We start from the raw sequence: 19280 nt of genomic DNA, 5'->3' as shown, positions 1-19280 counted from the left end.
AAGGAGACCCCCGGTGCATTTCGATGAACTGATCGGTCATCTCGGCCAGCACACGGTCGATGGCCTTTCCAAGGGCGCCATCTACGCCCTGATCGCCCTTGGCTACACCCTCGTCTACGGCGTCCTTCGTCTGATCAACTTCGCGCACTCCGAGGTCTTCATGGTCGGCACCTTCGCGGTGCTGATCCTGTGGAACCAGCTCGGGGTGGAAAATAACCCGCCGATCGGACAGGCCATCCTGTTCCTGGTCCTCGGCCTGATCGTCGCGGCGGTCGCGTCCGGCGGCACGGCGCTCGCGCTGGAGCGGGTCGCGTACCGGCCGCTGCGGCGCAAGAACGCCCCGCCGCTGATCTTCCTGATCACCGCGATCGGTCTGTCGCTGGTGTTCGTGGAGCTCTTCGGACAGGTGCTGCCCGAACTCCTCGGTGGCGCGCTGCCGGACGTGTTCGGCCGGCCCCGGCAGATCGTCGGTATGCCGACGATCATCCAGCAGGAGACCCTGTTCACGATCGGCAACACGGCGATCACGAACATCCAGTTGATCGTGTTCATCGCGGCCGTGGCCATGATGGCGGTGCTCGACTGGTTCATCAACCGCACCCGGTACGGCCGGGGTGTACGGGCGGTGGCGCAGAACCCGGAGACGGCCGCGCTGATGGGTGTCAACCAGGAGCGCGTGATCATGCTGATCTTCGTGCTCGGTGGCATCATGGCCGGCGCCGCGGCTCTGCTGTGGAGCATGCGGTTCGGGTTCACCCAGAACAGCATCGGCTTCGTGCTCGGTCTGAAGGCGTTCACCGCTGCCGTCCTGGGCGGTATCGGTAACCTGCGCGGCGCGCTGCTGGGCGGTCTGTTCCTCGGCATCGTCGAGGTCTACGGCGCCACCCTGTTCGCGTCCAACTGGGAGGACGTCATCGCCTTCGTGGTGCTGATCGTGGTGCTGATGTTCCGGCCCACCGGTCTGTTGGGCGAGTCGCTCGGGAGGGCCCGCGCATGATCGACAAGATTCGCTCCGCAGATCAGCGTCGGGTGACGCTGCTGACCGGCATCGGCGACCGTTGGCGGGCGCTCACCAAGTGGCAGCAGGCCCTCGGGCTGGTCGCCTTCGTGGCGATCCTCTACTACCTGCCGCTGCTCGGCATCCCGGGCCTGACCTGGTTGCGTACCGACTCGATCCAGGGCGGTAACAACTGGGCGGGTGTGCTCTTCGTCTGCGCCATCTACGTGCTGGTCGCGATCGGCCTGAACGTGGTGGTCGGCCTCGCCGGCCTGCTCGACCTCGGCTACATCGGCTTCTTCGCCATCGGGGCGTACAGCGTGGCGCTGTTCGGTTCGGTGAACTCCCCGGTGGTGAAGTGGATCCAGCAGGAGTTCGACCTGCCGCCGACGTGGGCGGTGACCTGGGCGATCTGTCTGTTCATCGCGATCGTGCTGACGATGGTCTCCGGGGTGCTGCTGGGCTGGCCGACGCTGCGGCTGCGCGGTGACTACCTGGCCATCGTGACGCTGGGCTTCGGCGAGATCATCCGGATCGTGGCCCGCAACGCCACCGGCCTGACCAACGGGCCGGTCGGCATCTCGGCCATCCCCGGTCCGGAGGGCGCGCCGTCGCCGGACAACAAGGTGTTCGGTCTGATCGACGCGAAGCCGTGGTACTGGTTGGCGATCACGTTCGTGCTGGTCATGGTGTTCCTGGTCCGTCGGCTGGAGCACAGCCGGGTGGGCCGGGCCTGGCTCGCGGTCCGCGAGGACGAGGACGCCGCCGCGGTGATGGGCGTGTACCCGTTCAAGTTCAAGCTCTGGGCGTTCGCCATCGGCGCGGCGCTCGGCGGCCTGTCGGGCTTCCTGTTCGGCAGCCGGAACGCGTTCATCGACCCGACGCAGTTCAACGCGAACCTGTCCATCCTCTTCGTCGCGATGGTCGTGGTCGGTGGCTCCGGCAACATGCTCGGTGTCTCGCTCGGCGCGGTGCTGCTGGCGTACCTGCCGGAGCGGTTCCGCGACTTCGCCGACTACCGGTGGCTGGTCTTCGGTCTGGCCATGGTGCTGGTGATGATCCTGCGTCCGCAGGGTCTGATCCCCAGTCGGCGGCGGGCCCGCGAGTTCAAGGACCGCGCGGCCGAGGCAGAGGAGGCGCCCGCTCATGTCTGACCAGACCACCGACACCGTGACGCCGAAGATCCCGACCCAGCCGGGGCCGCGGCAGGTGCTGCTGGAAGTCGACGACGTCACGCTGCGCTTCGGCGGCGTGGTCGCCCTCGACAAGATCAATTTCCAGATCTACGAGGGTGAGATCCTCGGTCTCATCGGACCGAACGGCGCCGGCAAGACCACCAGCTTCAACGTGATGACCGGCGTCTACCGGCCGACCTCCGGGGCGGTCCGGTTCCGGGGTCAGAAGGTGACCGGCCGCAAGCCGCACCAGATCAGCCAGCTCGGCATCTCCCGCACGTTCCAGAACATCCGTCTCTTCCCCGAGATGACTGCGCTGGAGAACGTGATGGTCGGGACGGACTCGCGGCACAAGACGAGCGTGCCCGGGGCGCTGTTCCGGCTCTACCGGGTACGGCCGAAGCCGGAGGAGCTGCCCCAGGTCACCGCCGCGTCCGGGCTCGCCCGGACCTGGCAGCAGGTGCGCCTGTCGGCCGCGAAGATCTTCGGGCTGTCGCGGCACATCCTGGAGGAGCGGGCCGCCGAGGCCAAGGCGCTGGAGCTGTTGCGCTTCGTCGGAATCGCCGACCGGGCGAACGACGAGGCCCGCAACCTGCCGTACGGCTACCAGCGGCGGTTGGAGATCGCCCGCGCGCTGGCCACCGAGCCGAAGCTGATCTGCCTGGACGAGCCGGCCGCCGGCTTCAACCCGGCGGAGAAGGAGGAGCTCCTCACCCTGATCCGCAATATCCGTGACATGGGTCTGACCGTCCTGCTCATCGAGCACGACATGCGGCTCGTCATGGGCGTCACCGACCGGATCGTGGTGCTGGAGTTCGGCCGCAAGATCGCCGAGGGTGCGCCCGCGGAGGTCAGTCGCGATCCGAAGGTGATCGCCGCGTACCTGGGGGAGCCCGCCGATGAGCCTGCTTGAGCTGGAGAACGTCGCCGTCGCGTACGGCCGGATCGAGGCGCTGCACGGGATCAGCCTCACCGTCGACGAGGGTGAGGTGGTGGCTCTGATCGGCGCGAACGGCGCCGGCAAGACCACCACCATGCGGGCCATCTCCGGGACCCGGTCGCTCGCCGGCGGGCGGATCACGTTCAACGGCGAGGACATCAGCAAGCTCCGGGCCGACCTTCGGGTGGTGCGGGGGTTGTGTCAGTCGCCGGAGGGTCGGCAGATCTTCCCCGGCATGACGGTGATGGAGAACCTGGACATGGGGGCGTACACCCGGCGGGACTCCGCCGGCATCGCCGCCGACCTGGACCGGGTGCTGACCCTCTTCCCGCGGCTGGCCGAACGGCGCAAGCAGGCCGGCGGCACCCTCTCCGGCGGCGAGCAGCAGATGCTCGCGGTAGGTCGGGCGCTGATGAGCCGTCCGAAGCTGCTGCTGCTCGACGAGCCGTCGATGGGTCTCGCCCCGCTGGTGATCCGGCAGATCTTCGACATCATCACCGAGATCAACCAGCAGGGTACGACCATCCTGCTGGTCGAGCAGAACGCCCAGCAGGCCCTGTCGCGGGCGCACCGCGGCTACGTGCTGGAGACCGGCCGGATCGTGAAGGAGGGGTCCGGGCAGGACCTGCTGCACGACCCGTCGGTCAAGGAGGCGTACCTCGGCGTGGCCTGAGCCACGGCGTACCGGTGGCCGGTCGTCCCCTGGTGGGGCGGCCGGCCACCGGCGTTCGGGCCGGTGGCGCGTTTTCCGCCGCCGGTGCGGTGCCGCCACCCGGGGATGTCGGTGCGACGGACTAGAGTCGCTGCCGTGACAGCTACGACGCCGCGCCTGCTCCTCGTCGACGGACATTCCCTGGCATACCGGGCTTTCTTCGCTCTGCCGGTGGAAAACTTCTCCACCACGACGGGTCAGCCGACCAACGCGGTGTACGGCTTCACGTCAATGCTGATCAACGTCCTGCGGGACGAGCAGCCCACCCACATCGTGGTGGCGTTCGACGTCTCCCGCCGGTCCTTCCGCACCGAGAAGTACGCGGAGTACAAGGCCGGCCGCAGCGAGACCCCGACCGACTTCAAGGGCCAGGTCAGCCTGGTCAAGGAGGTCCTGGCGGCGTTGCAGATCCCGGTCGTCGAGATGGAGGGCTACGAGGCCGACGACGTCATCGCGACGCTCGCCTGCCAGGCCCGCGACCAGGGCATGACGGTGCTGATCAGCACCGGCGACCGGGACGCGTTCCAGCTCGTCGGCGACCAGGTCACCGTGCTCTACCCGCGCAAGGGCGTCTCCGACCTGGCCCGGATGGACCCGGCGGCGATCGAGGCGAAGTACGGCGTCGGCCCCGAGCGGTACCGGGACCTCGCCGCGCTGGTCGGCGAGACCAGCGACAACCTGCCCGGCGTGCCGGGTGTCGGGCCGAAGACCGCCGCCAAGTGGATCACCACCTACGGCGGGGTGGAGGGCGTCATCGCCCGCGCCGACGAGATCAAGGGCAAGGCCGGCGACAGCCTGCGGGAGCGGCTCGCCGACGTGATCCGCAACTACGAGATCAACCGCCTCGTCTCCGACCTGGAGCTGCCGCTGCGCCCGGAGGACACCCGCTGGGCGGGTTGGGACCGCGAGGCGGTGCACCAGGTCTTCGACACCCTGGAGTTCCGCATCCTGCGCGACCGCCTCTACCAGTACCTGGAGGCCGTCGAGCCGGAGGCCGAGTCCGGCTTCGACCTGACCGGCGAGGTGCTCACCGAACCGGGCGCGCTCACCGCCTGGCTGGACGCCCACGCGCCGACCGGCACCCCGGCCGGGCTCGCGGTCAAGCTCGACACCGGCCCCAACCGCCGGCACACCGCCTCGATCACCGGGCTCGCGCTGGCCAGCGCCGGTGGCGCGGCCGCCTGGGTCGACCCCAGCGGGCTCGACGCCGCCGACGAGAGCGCCCTGGCGTCCTGGCTGGCCGACCCGCAGCGGCCCAAGGTGCTGCACGACAGCAAGCCCGCGGTGCTGGCCTGCGCCGCGCACGGCTGGGAGCTGACCGGCATCGCCCGCGACACCCAGATCGCCGCCTACCTGGCCCGCCCCGACCAGCGCTCCTACGACCTGACCGACCTGGCCCTGCGGTACCTGCACCGCGAGCTGCGGGTGGACGCGCCCGAGACCGGTCAGCTCACCCTCGACGGGCTGGGCGACGAGGGGGTGGCCGAGCAGAACCTCATGCTCCAGGCCCGTGCCACCCTCGACCTGGCCGACTCGATCGACGCCGAGCTGTCCCGCGACGGCGAGCAGTCCGCGCGGCTGATGGCCGGGGTCGAGCTGCCGCTGATGCGGGTGCTCGCCGGCATGGAGCGCACCGGCATCGCCGCCGACACCGACTATCTGTCCGAGTTGGAGGCGCACTTCGCCGCCGAGGTGAAGGCCGCCGCCCAGGGCGCGTACGAGGCGGTGGGCCGCGAGTTCAACCTCGGCTCGCCCAAGCAGTTGCAGGAGATCCTCTTCACCGAGCTGGGCCTGCCGAAGACCAAGAAGATCAAGACGGGTTACACCACCGACGCCGACGCCCTGCAGTGGCTCTACGCGCAGCAGCCCCACCCGGTGCTGGCCCACCTGCTGCGCCACCGCGACGTGGCCAAGCTCAAGTCGACGGTGGACGGTCTGCTCAAGTCCGTCTCCGACGACGGCCGCATCCACACCACCTTCAACCAGACGGTGGCGGCCACCGGCCGGCTCTCCTCCACCGAGCCCAACCTGCAGAACATCCCGATCCGCACCGAGGAGGGCCGGCGCATCCGCCGCGCCTTCGTGGTGGGTGACGGGTACGAGTGCCTGCTCACCGCCGACTACAGCCAGATCGAGATGCGGATCATGGCGCACCTCTCGTCGGACGACGCGCTCATCGACGCGTTCAACTCCGGCGCCGACTTCCACGCCGCCACCGCCTCGTCGGTCTTCGGCGTCCCGGTCGACGAGGTCACCCCGGACCAGCGGCGCAAGATCAAGGCCATGAACTACGGCCTCGCGTACGGGCTCAGCGCGTTCGGCCTGTCCCAGCAGCTCACCATCAGCACTGAAGAGGCACGCGGGCTGATGGAGAACTACTTCGCCGGCTTCGGCGGGGTGCGCGACTACCTGCACCAGGTGGTCGCCAAGGCCCGCCAGGACGGCTACACCTCGACCATCCTCGGCCGCCGCCGCTACCTGCCGGACCTGGTCAGTGACAACCGGCAGCGCCGCGACATCGCCGAGCGGATGGCGCTCAACGCCCCCATCCAGGGATCGGCCGCCGACATCATCAAGGTGGCGATGCTGCACGTCGACACCGCGCTCGCCGACGCCGGGCTGCGCTCCCGGATGCTGTTGCAGGTGCACGACGAGCTGGTCTTCGAGGTCGCGCCCGGCGAGCGCGAGGCCCTCGAAGCGCTGGTACGGCGCGAGATGGGCGGCGCGTACCCGCTGTCGGTGCCGCTGGAGGTGTCGGTCGGCGAGGGTCGGGACTGGAACAGCGCGGATCACTGATTTTTTGGTTGCGGTTGGGGGGTTCCGGGGGCAGCCCGACCCGCTCCGGGCGGTCAGGCTTGATCCCTGCGCGGGTCGGGCTGCCCCCGGAACCCTGACCGGCTTGACCTGGTCGCGTGGCTGCCCGGCCATCGCCTGGGTGTGGTCATGCCTCGTGGGTGGGGTTACTTGAGGGGGTCGTGGCCCCAGTTCATGAGGGACCAGCGCCACTTCGTGTCGCGCACGTCGCCGGACGGGCGCTGTGCCATGTGCCGACGGACGTAGCCCACCACCTTGCGCATGTGCTTGTAGTCCGCCTCGGAGAGGTCGGCGCGCTTGCGGCGGAGCAAGTTGATGATCTTCCGGCCGGATTCGTGGCCCACGGACTCGCCGCCACCGGTACGGCCGCCCTTGTGCCAGCCGACCTGCTTCGACTCGTCGGTCTCCAGCCAGGTCGACAGCTCACCGGGCTTCATGTTCACCGCCTCGGTGAACTCCCGATAGGTGTCCCGGCCCTGGTCGTCAGCCTTGCTCATGACGCAACGCCTCCGGGCGGTGGGCCACGTCGCGGCCCGTGCCGTCGCTGCGGACCCGGTACTGCGGGTCGGCCGGGGACGCGTTCACCGCCCGTCCGCGAATACGGGTCCGTTCGGTGATCGTGCCCTGCACCACGCCGTACGCGCGGCTGCCGTGTGCCGACCAGGAGACGTGGTCGCCCTTGTGGAATCGCTGTTCGGCCATGCCCGGGGCTACCCGACCGCGCCGGGGTGAAACGGCTACGGCGTGATCTCGGCGATCGGCAGCTTGATGTCGAACGGCTCGGCCAGTTCGATCACGTCGGCGCCGTCGGCGACCAGCTCGTACTGTTGCTCTCCGCCCGGGCCCACCCGGTCGCCGATCCGGTACGCGTAGACGTGCACCGGGTCCTGCTCGATCCTCCAGTAGTAGGGGATGCCGGCAGCGGCGTACTCACCGGGCTTCGCGAACCGGTCGATCCGTCGCGTGCCGGGCGACACGATCTCCGCAGCGAGCACGACATCCACCGGCCGCAGCAGATAACGGTTCGAGGGCACGCTGGCTTGGTACAGCAGGACATCGGGCCGGCGGACCGTGTTGCGGCTGAAGGCGATCCCGATGGCCTGGGCCGCGCGGAGCCCGATCGGTGCATGAGACCGCAGCCACAGATACAGCAGGCTGGAAAGGTCTTGGTGGCCCAAGGTGGGCAGGGGCGGCGCCTGAACGACTCCATCGACAAGTTCGACGCGTGGGGCGCCGTCCGGCAGGGTGAGGAGGTCGTCCAACGTGTGGTCGGCACGCTGCTGGCGGGCTTGGTCCGGCCGCCAAGGTTCCGGTGAGATCGGCGTCGGCTCTCTGGTCACGACCACCCAACGCCCGCCGGACGCGGGTCGGGCGGACAACGGGTGCGGCGCGGTCAGTCGGCGGGCCGTTCGGTGACGAAGATGGCGGTGCCGGGGAAGAGCCGTCCGCGCAGCGGGCTCCACTGCCCCCAGATCCCCTCGTGCCCCGGGGGCCACTCCGGCTCCACGAGGTCCAGCAGCCGGAACCCCGCGCCGACGAGTTCCCGGATCCGGTCGCCGAGGGTCCGGTGCTGCTCCACGTACGTGGCCACGCCGTTCTCGTCCTGCTCGACGTAGGGGGACCGGTCGAAGTACGAGTGCACCGCCTTCAGCCCGCCCTCGCCGGGGTCGTCGAGGAAGATCCACCGCATCGGGTGGGTCACCGAGAACACCCACCGGCCGCCCGGGCGCAGCACCCGGTGCACCTCGGCGAGCAGGGCCGCCGAGTCGTCCACGAACGGGATCGCCCCGAACGCCGTGCAGGCCACGTCGAACGACTGGTCGGCGAACGGCAGGGCGAGGGCGTCGGCCTGCACCAGCGGTACGCGTACCCCGGAGGTGTCGGCGGCCTTGGCGGCGTGCCGCAACATGCCGGCGGACAGGTCGAAGGCGACCGGCCGGGCGCCCTGGGTGGCGAGCCAGCGGGCGGCCGCGGCAGCACCGCAACCCACCTCGAGCACCCGCCGCCCGGTCACGTCGCCGAGCAGGTGGGCGTCCGCCTCGCGCAGCCCCTCCGGGCACCAGACGAAGTCCACGTCGCCGAGGAATGTGCCGTGCTCGGCCTGGTAGTCGTCGGCGTCGGCGTCCCACCAGCCGCGGTTGGCCCGCCTGACCTCGGCGTCACCCACCCGGCGCCGGGTCACCCGGCTGTCGTCATCCACCCGCTCACGCTAGGCCCCACCCACCCCGTCGGGTACGGCGGGCGACCACCGCCGGCGCCACGGTGGCGGCGTGATCGACTCGGCGTCCACGAAATAGGGGCGTCCGGGCCGGCCGGACGCCCCGATGTCCAGGAAGCCGAGTCGATCAAGCGGGCCCCGGCCAGCCGACCCCTGGGGCCGCTGTGACGTACGAGACAGGAGGGGTCGTTTCCGGGCGATTGTTCGGCTTTCGCAGGTCGTCGCGCGGCGAGGAGACGGGAGGGCTTGCACGCTGTGGTAATGCGCACGGTAGGCTAGACGATGCGCTCGCGGATCGTGTGTCTCGGCAGGGAGCAGGTGCGCGGTCGTCGGAGCCACATCATGATCTCACTAGGCGATCGTTCGGTGTGTCCGGCGACGGATCCGCTGGCGCGAACAGGTCACCGCGACACCAGCCTGCTGTGACAACCCACCGACCGGAGCAACCGCCCACATGACGAGCAGCATCGAGGCCCCCTCGAGCGCCACCCGGGTCACCCACGACGATCTCGGTTCCGAGGAGGCTTTCCTCGCCGCGATCGACGAGACCATCAAGTACTTCAACGACGGCGACATTGTCGAAGGCACCGTCGTCAAGGTCGATCGGGACGAGGTCCTGCTCGACATCGGCTACAAGACCGAGGGTGTCATCCCCTCTCGGGAGTTGTCGATCAAGCACGACGTCGACCCCGCCGAGGTTGTGACGGTTGGCGACCACATCGAGGCCCTGGTCCTCCAGAAGGAGGACAAGGAGGGGCGTCTGATCCTCTCCAAGAAGCGGGCGCAGTACGAGCGGGCCTGGGGCACGATCGAGAAGATCAAGGACGAGGACGGTGTCGTCCGCGGCTCGGTCATCGAGGTCGTCAAGGGTGGTCTCATCCTCGACATCGGCCTGCGCGGCTTCCTGCCCGCGTCCCTGGTCGAGATGCGGCGCGTGCGTGACCTGCAGCCGTACGTCGGGCGCGAGCTCGAAGCCAAGATCATCGAGCTGGACAAGAACCGCAACAACGTGGTGCTGTCCCGCCGGGCCTGGCTCGAGCAGACGCAGTCCGAGGTGCGCACCGAGTTCCTCAACAAGCTGCAGAAGGGCCAGGTCCGCAAGGGCGTCGTGTCCTCGATCGTCAACTTCGGCGCGTTCGTGGACCTCGGCGGCGTCGACGGTCTGGTGCACGTCTCCGAGCTGTCCTGGAAGCACATCGACCACCCGTCCGAGGTCGTCGAGGTGGGCCAGGAGGTCGAGGTCGAGGTCCTGGACGTCGACCTGGACCGCGAGCGCGTCTCCCTGTCGCTGAAGGCGACGCAGGAGGACCCGTGGCGGCAGTTCGCCCGTACCCACGCGATCCAGCAGATCGTGCCGGGTAAGGTCACCAAGCTGGTTCCGTTCGGTGCGTTCGTCCGCGTGGACGACGGCATCGAGGGCCTGGTCCACATCTCCGAGCTGGCCGAGCGCCACGTGGAGATCCCGGAGCAGGTCGTGCAGGTCGGCTCCGAGGTCATGGTCAAGGTCATCGACATCGACCTGGAGCGCCGCCGGATCTCGCTGTCGCTCAAGCAGGCCAACGAGGGCTTCGTCGAGGGCGAGGAGCACTTCGACCCGACCCTCTACGGCATGGCCGCGACGTACGACGCCGAGGGCAACTACATCTACCCGGAGGGCTTCGACCCGGAGACGGGCGAGTGGCTCGAGGGGTACGACAAGCAGCGCGAGACCTGGGAGAACCAGTACGCCGAGGCCCGTCAGCGTTGGGAGGCCCACACCAAGCAGGTGCAGACCTCTCGCGCCGCCGACGCCGAGGCCGCTGCCAACCCGGCTCCCGCCGTCCCGGCTGCCACTGGCGGCACCACCTCCTCGTCCAGCCCGGCCCCGAGCCGGCAGAACGAGGAGCCGGCCGGCACCCTGGCCACCGACGAGGCGCTCGCCGCTCTGCGGGAGAAGCTCGCCGGCGGTAAGTGACCCGCTAGCACGACGACAGGCCCCGTCTCCCGCGATCCTCGGATCGCCGGAGGCGGGGCCTTCGCCGTGCCTGCCCCGCGGCTTGGTGGTGATCACGAGATGGCCTGGGCGCTGGCGGGGCAGCGGTCACCAGAGCAGAGGGAGAGCGAGACAGACCCGGGTCCGGGCGGTTCGCGGGTTCCCCTCGGGACGGGTCTGTTTGGCGGGTGGCCCGCGATCCGGTTGACTGTCCTGGTGCTGAGGGTGGGATTGACCGGCGGGATCGGGTCGGGCAAGAGCGCGGTGGCCGCGCGGCTGGTGGAGTTGGGCGCGGTGCTCGTCGACGCCGACCAGGTCGCCCGGGAGGTCGTCGCGCCGGGGACCGAGGGTCTCGCGGAGATCGTCGCCACCTTCTCCTCGGCGGTGTTGGACGCCGATGGCGCGCTGGACCGCGCCGCGCTGGGCGCGCTGGTCTTCTCCGACGAGGCCGCCCGCCGCCGGCTGGAGGCGATCACCCATCCCCGGGTGCGGGCACGTACCGCCGAGCTGGTCGCGGCGGCGGCGCCGGACGCCATCGTCGTCAACGACGTACCGCTGCTGGTGGAGGTGGGGCTCGCCCCGACGTACCACCTGGTGGTCGTGGTGCAGACGGCCGTGCCGACCCGACTGGAGCGACTGACCCGCGACCGGGGGATGGACCGCGCGGAGGCCGAGCGGCGGATCGCCGCCCAGGCCGACGACGCCCGCCGGCGGGCGGTCGCCGACGTGGTGGTGACCAACGACGGGAGTCTGGCGGCGCTGCACGCCGCCGTGGACGCGCTGTGGCGGGGGCGGCTGCAACCCTACGAGCACAATCTGCGGCAGCGGCGGGTCGCGTCGCCGGCCGCGCGCGGCGACGCGGCGGAGGTCGACGCGAGCTGGCCCGAGCAGTACGCCCGGGTGGCGGCCCGGATCCGCCACGCGCTCGCCCCGGCGGACCTGCGGATCGACCACATCGGCGCGACCGCGGTGCCCGGCCTCGCCACCGACGACGTGATCGACGTGCAGCTCGCCGTGCCGAGCCTCGCGGACGCCGACGGGCCGCTCGCCGAGCGGCTGGCGGGTGCCGGGTTCCCCCGGGTCCCGGGGCACTGGTGGGACGACCCGCGTCCGGCCGGCCGGGGGCGCTGGGAGAAGCGGCTGCACGGCAGCGCCGACCCGGGTCGTCCGGTGCGGCTGCACGTGCGGGCCGTGGACTCGCCCGGCTGGCGGTACGCGCTGCTGATGCGGGACCACCTGCGCGCCGACCCCGATCGACGGGCGACGTACCTGCTGCTCAAGCGCGATCTGGTGGACTCGGCACCGCACGTCGGTGACTCCGGCACGGCCCGCGACCCCTGGTTCGACGAGGAGTACCTGCGGGCCGAGCAGTGGGCCGCGCAGACCGGCTGGCGACCCTGACCCCTGGTCAGCGTCGCGGGCGAACGGCGGCGCGCGGTGGCGGCGGGAGGCGGGGTACCACGGCGGGAGCGAGGTCCAGCTGCGCCCACGCGCCGGAGCCGCCGCGCAACTCCACCCGGCGCAGCGAGCCGTCCCGGTCGATCCAGTAGCGCAGCAGCGCGACGTCGGTGCGGAACTCCACCACGTCCACCGTCCGCCCGTCGGCGAGGTCCTCGCGGACGCGCACCGGCGCGCCCCGCCCGGCCGCCGGCCCGGCAGCGGCCACCGCGGCGTCGACCAGCCGGTCCAGGTCGTCGCGGGCGTCGCGGGTGGTCCGCCACGCCCCGGCCGGGACCGGGAACGGCGGTCGCCCGGGCGTCTCGGCCGTGCCACCACCACCGGCGTCGGCGGGTACGTCCGTGCGGGACAGGCCGGCGGCGTCCCGGTGCAGCAGGGTCCGGCGATCGGGTACGCCCAGGTCGGCGACCGCCAGGTAGGCGGTACGGCCGGTCCAGCTCAACCAGCCGGCGCCCCGCAGGTTGACCTCGACGCCCACCGGCGCGACCAGCGTCAGCGTGGCACCGCCCTGGCCGCGCAGCCGGGCCGGCAGGGCGTCCCACCGCCGCTGCTCGGCCGCCGTGAGCGCCCGGGGCAGGCCGGGTCGGCCGCCGAGCGCGTCCACCGGATGCAGGGTGGGACGGTCGATCCGGTCGAGCAGCACGGTGACCGGTCCGACACCGGGCAGCCGGGTCACCAGCTTGTGCAGCCGGCCGTCCCGGTCGAGCCAGTAGCGGGCCGACACGTCCGTGCCGGCCGCCGGCGTGCCGGACGCTGCCGCGGTACCGGCGGCCGGTGCGGTGGCGGTGGGCGGCGCGGCGGTCAGCGACCCCTGGAACACGTCCACCGGTCCGGCCGCGACCACCTCCTGGGCGATCCAGCGCGCGTCGTCACCCGTCGGCGTCGGGTCCGGGCGGTCGGCGGCCAGGCCGAGGAGCAGGTCGAGGAGCGACGCCAGGTTCGTGCCGGGCGTCAGGTGCCGCAGCCGCCAGCGGTCCGTCGGCGGTACCAGCGGAGGCGCGGCCGGGGTGGGCACGGCGGTCGGATCGGGCCGGACCACCAGGACCGGGCCGGCGCGCTGCACCAGGCCCCGGTCGCTGCCCGCCCCCGGCCCGCCCACGTCCAGGTAGAGCAGGGGGCGCGACCAGTCCACCCAGCCCACCAGTTCGGTACGGGCGGCGCCCTCGCCGGCGGTGACATGCACTCCGGCGCGCAGGTCACGCAGGTTGGTGACCCGCACGGCGGCCAGCCGCTCAGCCTCGGCGACGGTCAGTGGCCGGGTCGGCGCGGGCGGGTCCGGCGCCCAGCTCAGCAGCCCGAGCACCAGCGCCGCCGCCGACGTCACGGCGGTCAGGGCGAGCAGGAGCAGCAGCGTACGCCGGCGACGGCTGGCCCGGGCCGGCCCGCCGCCGTGGCCGGTGCCGTCGACGCCCGGGGCGTGGTCGTCGACGCCGGCCCGGGTGGCGTGCTCCCTGACGCCGGTACGGGTGGCGCGCTCCCGGACGCCGCGTCGGGCGCTGCGGTCCCCGGCGCTGTCCGTGGCGTTGGTCCGGGCGTTGCGTCTCGTGGTGCCGGTTCGGGCGCTGCGGTCCCTGGTGCCGGCCCGGGTGGTGCCGTCCGTGGCGTCGGCGCGGGTGCTGCGGTTCGTGGCGTCGGCCCTGGGGGTGCCGGATCGGGCGCTGCCCTTCGTGGTGCCGGCGCGGGTGGTGGCGTCCGTGGCGTCGGCCCGGGTGGTGCTGCGCGTGGCGTCGGTCCGGGCTCTGCCCTTCGTGGTGCCGGCGCGGGTGGTGTCGGGCGAGGGTGCCGGGGCTCCAGAGGTGTCCACGGATGTGAAACGGGTGGGACGGCACGGGGTGACGAGGCCGGGGTGAGGAGCAGGGGCGCTCGCGGCGGCCGGTCTGCGCCGTGAGCGCGACCACACGGGTGCGCACGCCGGACGAGCCGGGTGCTGCGACCGCTGTGCCGGGGGCGGCCGGCCGTGATGTCAGCCTGGCCACCGGCCCGGTCGGCCGCCGCGAGCGGCCTACACGAAGAGGGTAGTCCCGGTGACATGGGCCACACAATGGGAATATTGAAGCCGATCACGTACCCTGCGCGACGGCCGAACATGTCGGACCTGCGGCGTACCGTTGATGGCATGGCGCTCGACATTCCTCGGCTCGACGGCCGCTTCCAGGTCATCAGCGACTACCAGCCGGCCGGCGACCAGCCGACGGCCATCGACGACCTTGAGCGCCGGGTGCGGCGCGGCGACCGGACCTCGGTCCTCCTCGGCGCGACCGGCACCGGCAAGAGCGCCACCACTGCGTGGCTCATCGAGCGGCTGCAGCGCCCCACCCTGGTGCTCGCCCCGAACAAGACGCTCTGCGCGCAGCTGGCCAAGGAGTTCAGTGAGCTGCTGCCGCACAACGCGGTCGAATACTTCGTGTCGTACTACGACTACTACCAGCCCGAGGCGTACATCCCGCAGACCGACACCTACATCGAGAAGGACTCCTCGATCAACGAGGAGGTCGAGCGGCTGCGGCACTCGGCGACGATGTCGCTGCTCACCCGCCGCGACGTGATCGTCGTGGCCACCGTCTCGGCGATCTACGGCCTGGGCACCCCGGAGGAGTACCTGGACCGGGCGGTGAAGGTGAAGGTCGGTCAGGACCTCGACCGCGACCAGTTGCTGCGCCGGCTGGTCGACATCCAGTACACGCGCAACGACATGGCCTTCCAGCGGGGCACGTTCCGGGTCCGCGGTGACACCTTGGAGATCATCCCGGCGTACGAGGAGTTGGCGGTCCGCATCGAACTGTTCGGCGACGAGGTGGAGAAGCTGTACTACCTCAACCCGTTGACCGGTGACGTGGTCCGCGAGGTCGACCAGTTGGTGATCTTCCCGGCGACGCACTACGCGGCGGGTCCGGAGCGGATGGAGCGGGCCATCCGGGACATCGAGGCGGAGCTGGCCGAGCGGCTGGCCGAGCTGGAGCGCCAGGGCAAGCTGCTGGAGGCACAGCGGCTGCGGATGCGCACGACGTACGACATCGAGATGATGCGCCAGGTGGGCTTCTGCTCCGGCATCGAGAACTACTCGATGCACATGGACGGGCGGCTGCCCGGCAGTCCGCCGCACTGTCTGCTCGACTACTTCCCGGACGACTTCCTCACCGTGGTCGACGAGTCGCACGTGACGATCCCGCAGATCGGCAGCATGTACGAGGGCGACGCCTCCCGCAAGCGGATGCTCATCGACCACGGGTTCCGGCTGCCCAGCGCCGCCGACAACCGGCCGCTGCGGTTCGACGAGTTCCTGGAGCGGGTCGGCCAGATGGTCTGCCTCTCCGCCACCCCCGGCACCTGGGAGTTGGAGCAGGCCCAGGGCGAGTTCGTCGAGCAGGTCATCCGCCCCACCGGGCTGGTCGACCCGGAGGTCGTGATCAAGCCGACCAAGGGCCAGATCGACGACCTGATGCACGAGATCAAGCTGCGGACCGACCGGGACGAACGGGTGCTCGTCACGACGCTCACCAAGAAGATGGCCGAGGACCTGTCGGACTACCTGTTGGAGAACGGCGTCCGGGTGCGTTACCTGCACTCCGAGGTCGACACGCTGCGCCGGGTCGAGCTGCTGCGGGAGCTGCGCAAGGGCGAGTACGACGTGCTGGTCGGCATCAACCTGCTGCGGGAGGGTCTCGACCTGCCCGAGGTGTCGCTGGTGGCGATCCTCGACGCCGACAAGGAGGGCTTCCTGCGCAGCGGCCGGTCCCTGATCCAGACCATCGGACGGGCCGCCCGTAACGTGTCGGGCCAGGTGCACATGTACGCCGACAAGATCACGCCGTCGATGGCGGCGGCGATCGACGAGACCGACCGGCGTCGCGCCAAGCAGATCGCACACAACGAGGCGCACGGCATCAGTCCGGAGCCGCTGCGCAAGAAGATCCACGACATCCTGGACGACATCTACCGCGAGGCGGAGGACACCGAGAACTCGCGGGTCGGCGGCGCGGTCCGCCAGCTCTCCCGGGGTAAGGCGCCGGTCAAGGAGACCCGCAGTCGCAGCCGGTCGACCGCCGCCACCACGTCCCGGGAGGGGATGGCCCGCGCCGACCTCGCCCAGCTCATCCAGGAGCTCAACGACCAGATGCTGGCCGCCGCCCGCGAGCTGCAGTTCGAGCTGGCGGCGCGGATCCGCGACGAGGTCGCCGACCTGAAGAAGGAGCTCCGCGGGATGGACGCCGCCGGGGTGAAGTGACAGGCGAGCCCGCCCACGCACGACCGACACGGTGACGAGTGGGCGTGGGCGGGCGTGTCTCGACCATGCGCCGGCTGGGCGGTTCGTGCGGCGAGCGGGAAGGGCGGTCGGGTGCGATGACGCCGGTCGACGACGAGATGGTCCTCGGGGTGCCCGAGATCCGCCTGCGTCCGTTCGTCGACCGGTACATCGGCTACCGGGAACGCGCGGACGTTCCCCTGGTCCGCCGGGAGACTGCTGGTGCCTTCGTGGTGCTGATCCTGGGTTGGGGCGCGCCGCTGGACGTGGCCGATCCGCGCAGCGCCGAGCGTGGGGTCGAGCGGGTCGACTCGTTCGTCGCCGGCACCTTCGACGGCTGGTGCACCACCCGCACGGTCGGCGTGGGGGAGGGCGTGGAACTGCTGCTGACCCCGCTGACCGCCCGGCGCGTCCTCGGCCTGCCGCTCGGCGAGCTGACGAACCGGGCAGTGGGCCTCGGGCACCTGCCCGGCCGTTGGCTCGATCAGCTACGGCACCAGTTGGCCGACGCCCGGGGCTGGCCGCAGCGCTTCGCGCTCCTGGACGCGGCACTCGCCGCCCGCCTGGCGGGGTCCCCACCCGTCGACGCCCGCCTCGACTGGGCCTGGCGATGGCTCACGGCGAGCGGTGGGCGCGGCGGTGTCGGCGAGCTCGCCGCCGAGCTGGGGTGGAGCCGGCGACATCTGGCGGCCCGCTTCCGGGAGGAGGTCGGCCTGGCACCGAAGACGGCGGCCCGGTTGCTGCGCTTCCAACACGCGCACGCTGCGCTGCGCGTTGCCGCCGTGACCGGATCGCCGCCCGGACGTGGACGGGCCGTCGACTGGGCCGAGGTGGCCGTCCGGTGTGGCTACTACGACCAGTCGCACCTCATCCGGGACTTCCACCAGTTCGCCGGCGCCACACCGGCGGCGCTGCTCGCCGCACGCCCCCCTGTCTGAAGCGAGACGTCGTGGGGCGTGGGGGCGCGGGCAGGTACGGGCAGCCACCGAAGCCGCATGGTCCACTCCAGATCGCCGATCTGGCGGTGTCCGCCCGCCCTGATGCCGCCATGTCGGCGACCTGGTGTGGATCAACGTTCACGATCGACTCGGGTTCAGGGAAGTGGGGGCGTCCCGAGCGCGCCGACAGCCCGGTTTGCGGGAACCTGGGAGTCGGGCCGCCCTCGCGCGGCGGTCCGGCGCAGGGTTGGGCTACCCCGGGTCACATTCGTCCAATCGCGGAGTCGACTCCGGGCCGGAGACTTGTCGCTATGCGAACCGTCTATCCGATCCTTCGTTATCCCGATCCCCGCGCCGCGATCGACTGGCTCTGTTCCGCGTTCGGTTTCCAGGTGCACGCCGTGCACGAGGCGCCGGACGGCACGGTCGCCCACGCCGAGCTCGTCCTCGACACCGGCATGATCATGCTGGGTCCTCGGGTCGGCCCGGCGTCCCCGGCGGCCGTGGACGACTGGTCCGTGTACGTGGCCGTGCCCGACGTCGACGCCCACTGCGCCCGAGCGCGTGCCGCCGGGGCGGATATCACCCGGGAGCCGTTCGACACCGACTACGGGTCCCGCGACTACGCCGCCCGTGACCTGGCCGGCATCCACTGGTCGTTCGGCACCTACCGGCCGTGAGCCACCTACCGGCTCCGAACTACCCACCGCCGTGAACCAGCCAACCGCCCTGAACCACGCACCGCCCGGAGCCGCGTGTCGGCCCTGAGTCGAGTGCCGGCTCGACCGCGCCTACCGGCTTGGGCCGTGACCAGGCAAGGAAGGCTTCGGCCCAAACGGATTTCCCCGTCTTGCGTGATCGCTTCAGTTGCGGTGCGCAAGCGCGCTATTGCACTGGGTGATCGTGCTGCGTACGCTCCCTCGATGGGGAGGCGGGGATGCCGTTGCCAACAAGTCCTGTCATTCGACGCGCGCGTCTCGGCGCTGAGCTGCGTCAGCTACGCCGGCGCGAGGCGCTGACCCTGGAGCAGGTCTGCGACCGGTTGGGCTGGGCGTCGACGTCCAAGCTGTCCCGCATCGAGCTGGGCCAGAGCCGGCCGGATCTCGCCGACGTGCTGGATCTGCTCGACGTCTACCAGGTGCCCGCACCGGCCCGGGACGCGTTGATCGTGATCGCCCGGGACGCGGCCACCAGCCGCGGGTGGTGGAAGACGCTCGGCGAGATGAGCGAACGGCAGCGCGTCTACGCCGAGCTGGAGGCGGGCGCGGCCGACATCGTCGAGTACCAGCCGGCGCTGGTGCCGGGGCTGCTCCAGACGCCGGCGTACGCCCGGTCGCGGGTCGCCGCCGGTGTGCTGCTCACCCCGGACGTCGACGTGGAGGCCGAGGTGCGCGCCCGGGCGCTGCGGCAGGAGGTGCTGCGCCGGGCCGACCCGCCGCGCTACACGGCGGTGCTGGCCGAGGCGGTGTGCGATCCGGGCGACCTGCCGCTGGACGTCTGGCGGGAGCAGTTGCGGCACCTGGTGGCGGTGACCGGCCTGGCCCACGTGACGGTGCGGTTGCTGCCCCGCGGGTTGGCCGGCGGCGGGCTGCACCCGCTCACGCCGTACTCCTGGTATGCCTTTCCCGACCCGGCGGACCCGCGGACGGTGATGCTGGAGGCGTTGACCACCGACGTGCGCCTGGCGACCGTGCTCGACGTCGACAGGTACGAGCGGATGACCGAGGCGTTGCTGGCGGCGGCGTTGTCCCCGGAGGAGACGGTCACCGCGTTGGCCCGCCGCGTCGGGCAGTAGGGCTCACCCGCGCGGCCA

General features: G+C 71.3%; 15 protein-coding genes and 1 pseudogene. 11 read left to right on the top strand and 5 right to left on the bottom strand.

Annotated features, from left to right (window positions below; genetic code table 11):
* Positions 1-13 precede the first annotated feature (13 nt).
* From ACN263_RS20345 to polA, 5 genes are all read left to right on the top strand, one after another.
* Entirely contained in the window at positions 14-997 is a 984-nt protein-coding gene (locus ACN263_RS20345; protein ID WP_422735960.1) for a branched-chain amino acid ABC transporter permease, read from the top strand.
* Positions 994-2151, top strand: coding sequence for a branched-chain amino acid ABC transporter permease (locus ACN263_RS20340; RefSeq protein WP_422735959.1), 1158 nt, complete (start codon positions 994-996; stop codon positions 2149-2151). Before ACN263_RS20345 ends, ACN263_RS20340 begins: the two co-directional genes overlap by 4 nt.
* A complete protein-coding gene (locus ACN263_RS20335; RefSeq protein WP_422735958.1) occupies positions 2144-3085 on the top strand; it encodes an ABC transporter ATP-binding protein in 942 nt (313 codons plus the stop codon). The genes ACN263_RS20340 and ACN263_RS20335 overlap by 8 nt, the downstream gene beginning before the upstream one ends.
* Positions 3072-3785, top strand: coding sequence for an ABC transporter ATP-binding protein (locus tag ACN263_RS20330; RefSeq protein WP_422735957.1), 714 nt, complete (start codon positions 3072-3074; stop codon positions 3783-3785). The genes ACN263_RS20335 and ACN263_RS20330 overlap by 14 nt, the downstream gene beginning before the upstream one ends.
* 135 nt (positions 3786-3920) lie before the next feature.
* Entirely contained in the window at positions 3921-6620 is a 2700-nt protein-coding gene (polA, locus tag ACN263_RS20325) for a DNA polymerase I (protein ID WP_422735956.1), read from the top strand.
* Between the two features lie 167 nt (positions 6621-6787).
* Here the strand turns inward: polA and ACN263_RS20320 are convergent.
* The 4 genes and pseudogenes from ACN263_RS20320 to ACN263_RS20305 form a co-directional block, all read right to left on the bottom strand.
* Positions 6788-7135, bottom strand: a pseudogene (locus ACN263_RS20320) (DUF3140 domain-containing protein); the annotation flags it as partial.
* Positions 7122-7340, bottom strand: a complete 219-nt coding sequence (locus ACN263_RS20315) for a DUF2945 domain-containing protein (RefSeq protein WP_422735955.1) — start codon at positions 7338-7340, stop codon at positions 7122-7124. The gene ACN263_RS20315 and the pseudogene ACN263_RS20320, both read right to left, overlap by 14 nt.
* A gap of 35 nt (positions 7341-7375) precedes the next feature.
* Positions 7376-7978: a Uma2 family endonuclease gene (locus ACN263_RS20310; RefSeq protein WP_422735954.1), complete on the bottom strand. Its 603-nt coding sequence runs from the start codon at positions 7976-7978 to the stop codon at positions 7376-7378.
* A gap of 53 nt (positions 7979-8031) precedes the next feature.
* Positions 8032-8838: a class I SAM-dependent methyltransferase gene (locus tag ACN263_RS20305; protein WP_422735953.1), complete on the bottom strand. Its 807-nt coding sequence runs from the start codon at positions 8836-8838 to the stop codon at positions 8032-8034.
* A gap of 472 nt (positions 8839-9310) precedes the next feature.
* On the opposite strand from ACN263_RS20305, the gene rpsA reads away from it, so the two are divergent.
* Positions 9311-10810, top strand: a complete 1500-nt coding sequence (gene rpsA, locus ACN263_RS20300) for a 30S ribosomal protein S1 (protein ID WP_421472229.1) — start codon at positions 9311-9313, stop codon at positions 10808-10810.
* Between the two features lie 234 nt (positions 10811-11044).
* The gene (gene coaE / locus ACN263_RS20295; protein WP_422735952.1) at positions 11045-12229 is read left to right on the top strand and encodes a dephospho-CoA kinase; all 1185 of its coding nucleotides are present in this window, start codon (positions 11045-11047) and stop codon (positions 12227-12229) included.
* A 7-nt stretch (positions 12230-12236) separates the two neighbouring features.
* Here coaE and ACN263_RS20290 read toward each other — a convergent pair whose 3' ends face one another.
* Complete coding sequence (locus ACN263_RS20290; RefSeq protein ID WP_422735951.1) at positions 12237-14090, bottom strand: hypothetical protein; 1854 nt, start codon at positions 14088-14090, stop codon at positions 12237-12239.
* Positions 14091-14402: 312 nt separating this feature from the next.
* On the opposite strand from ACN263_RS20290, the gene uvrB reads away from it, so the two are divergent.
* The 4 genes from uvrB (at position 14403) to ACN263_RS20270 (ending at position 19262) form a co-directional block, all read left to right on the top strand.
* Positions 14403-16511 (top strand): excinuclease ABC subunit UvrB, encoded by a 2109-nt coding sequence (uvrB, locus tag ACN263_RS20285; RefSeq protein WP_422735950.1) that lies wholly within the window; start codon positions 14403-14405, stop codon positions 16509-16511.
* Positions 16512-16555: 44 nt separating this feature from the next.
* A complete protein-coding gene (locus ACN263_RS20280; protein ID WP_422735949.1) occupies positions 16556-17467 on the top strand; it encodes a helix-turn-helix domain-containing protein in 912 nt (303 codons plus the stop codon).
* Between the two features lie 311 nt (positions 17468-17778).
* On the top strand, positions 17779-18147 hold the full coding sequence (locus ACN263_RS20275; RefSeq protein ID WP_422735948.1) for a VOC family protein: 369 nt from the start codon (positions 17779-17781) through the stop codon (positions 18145-18147).
* Positions 18148-18404: 257 nt separating this feature from the next.
* Positions 18405-19262, top strand: coding sequence for a helix-turn-helix domain-containing protein (locus ACN263_RS20270; RefSeq protein WP_422735947.1), 858 nt, complete (start codon positions 18405-18407; stop codon positions 19260-19262).
* Positions 19263-19280: the final 18 nt, after the last annotated feature.

It is taken from the genome of Micromonospora sp. WMMD729 (assembly GCF_049315225.1).
GTDB lineage: Bacteria > Actinomycetota > Actinomycetes > Mycobacteriales > Micromonosporaceae > Micromonospora.
The sequence above is the reverse complement of the archived record's forward strand: the minus strand, read 5'-3'. Positions and strand labels throughout refer to the sequence as shown.

What these genes read in the sequence shown, in the direction of transcription:
- ACN263_RS20340 (WP_422735959.1), top strand. Translation starts at nt 994, where the DNA reads ATGATCGACAAGATTCGCTCCGCAGATCAGCGTCGGGTGACGCTGCTG.
- ACN263_RS20335 (WP_422735958.1), top strand. Translation starts at nt 2,144, where the DNA reads ATGTCTGACCAGACCACCGACACCGTGACGCCGAAGATCCCGACCCAG.
- ACN263_RS20330 (WP_422735957.1), top strand. Translation starts at nt 3,072, where the DNA reads ATGAGCCTGCTTGAGCTGGAGAACGTCGCCGTCGCGTACGGCCGGATC.
- ACN263_RS20315 (WP_422735955.1), bottom strand. Translation starts at nt 7,340, where the DNA reads ATGGCCGAACAGCGATTCCACAAGGGCGACCACGTCTCCTGGTCGGCA.
- rpsA (WP_421472229.1), top strand. Translation starts at nt 9,311, where the DNA reads ATGACGAGCAGCATCGAGGCCCCCTCGAGCGCCACCCGGGTCACCCAC.
- uvrB (WP_422735950.1), top strand. Translation starts at nt 14,403, where the DNA reads ATGGCGCTCGACATTCCTCGGCTCGACGGCCGCTTCCAGGTCATCAGC.
- ACN263_RS20275 (WP_422735948.1), top strand. Translation starts at nt 17,779, where the DNA reads ATGCGAACCGTCTATCCGATCCTTCGTTATCCCGATCCCCGCGCCGCG.
- ACN263_RS20270 (WP_422735947.1), top strand. Translation starts at nt 18,405, where the DNA reads ATGCCGTTGCCAACAAGTCCTGTCATTCGACGCGCGCGTCTCGGCGCT.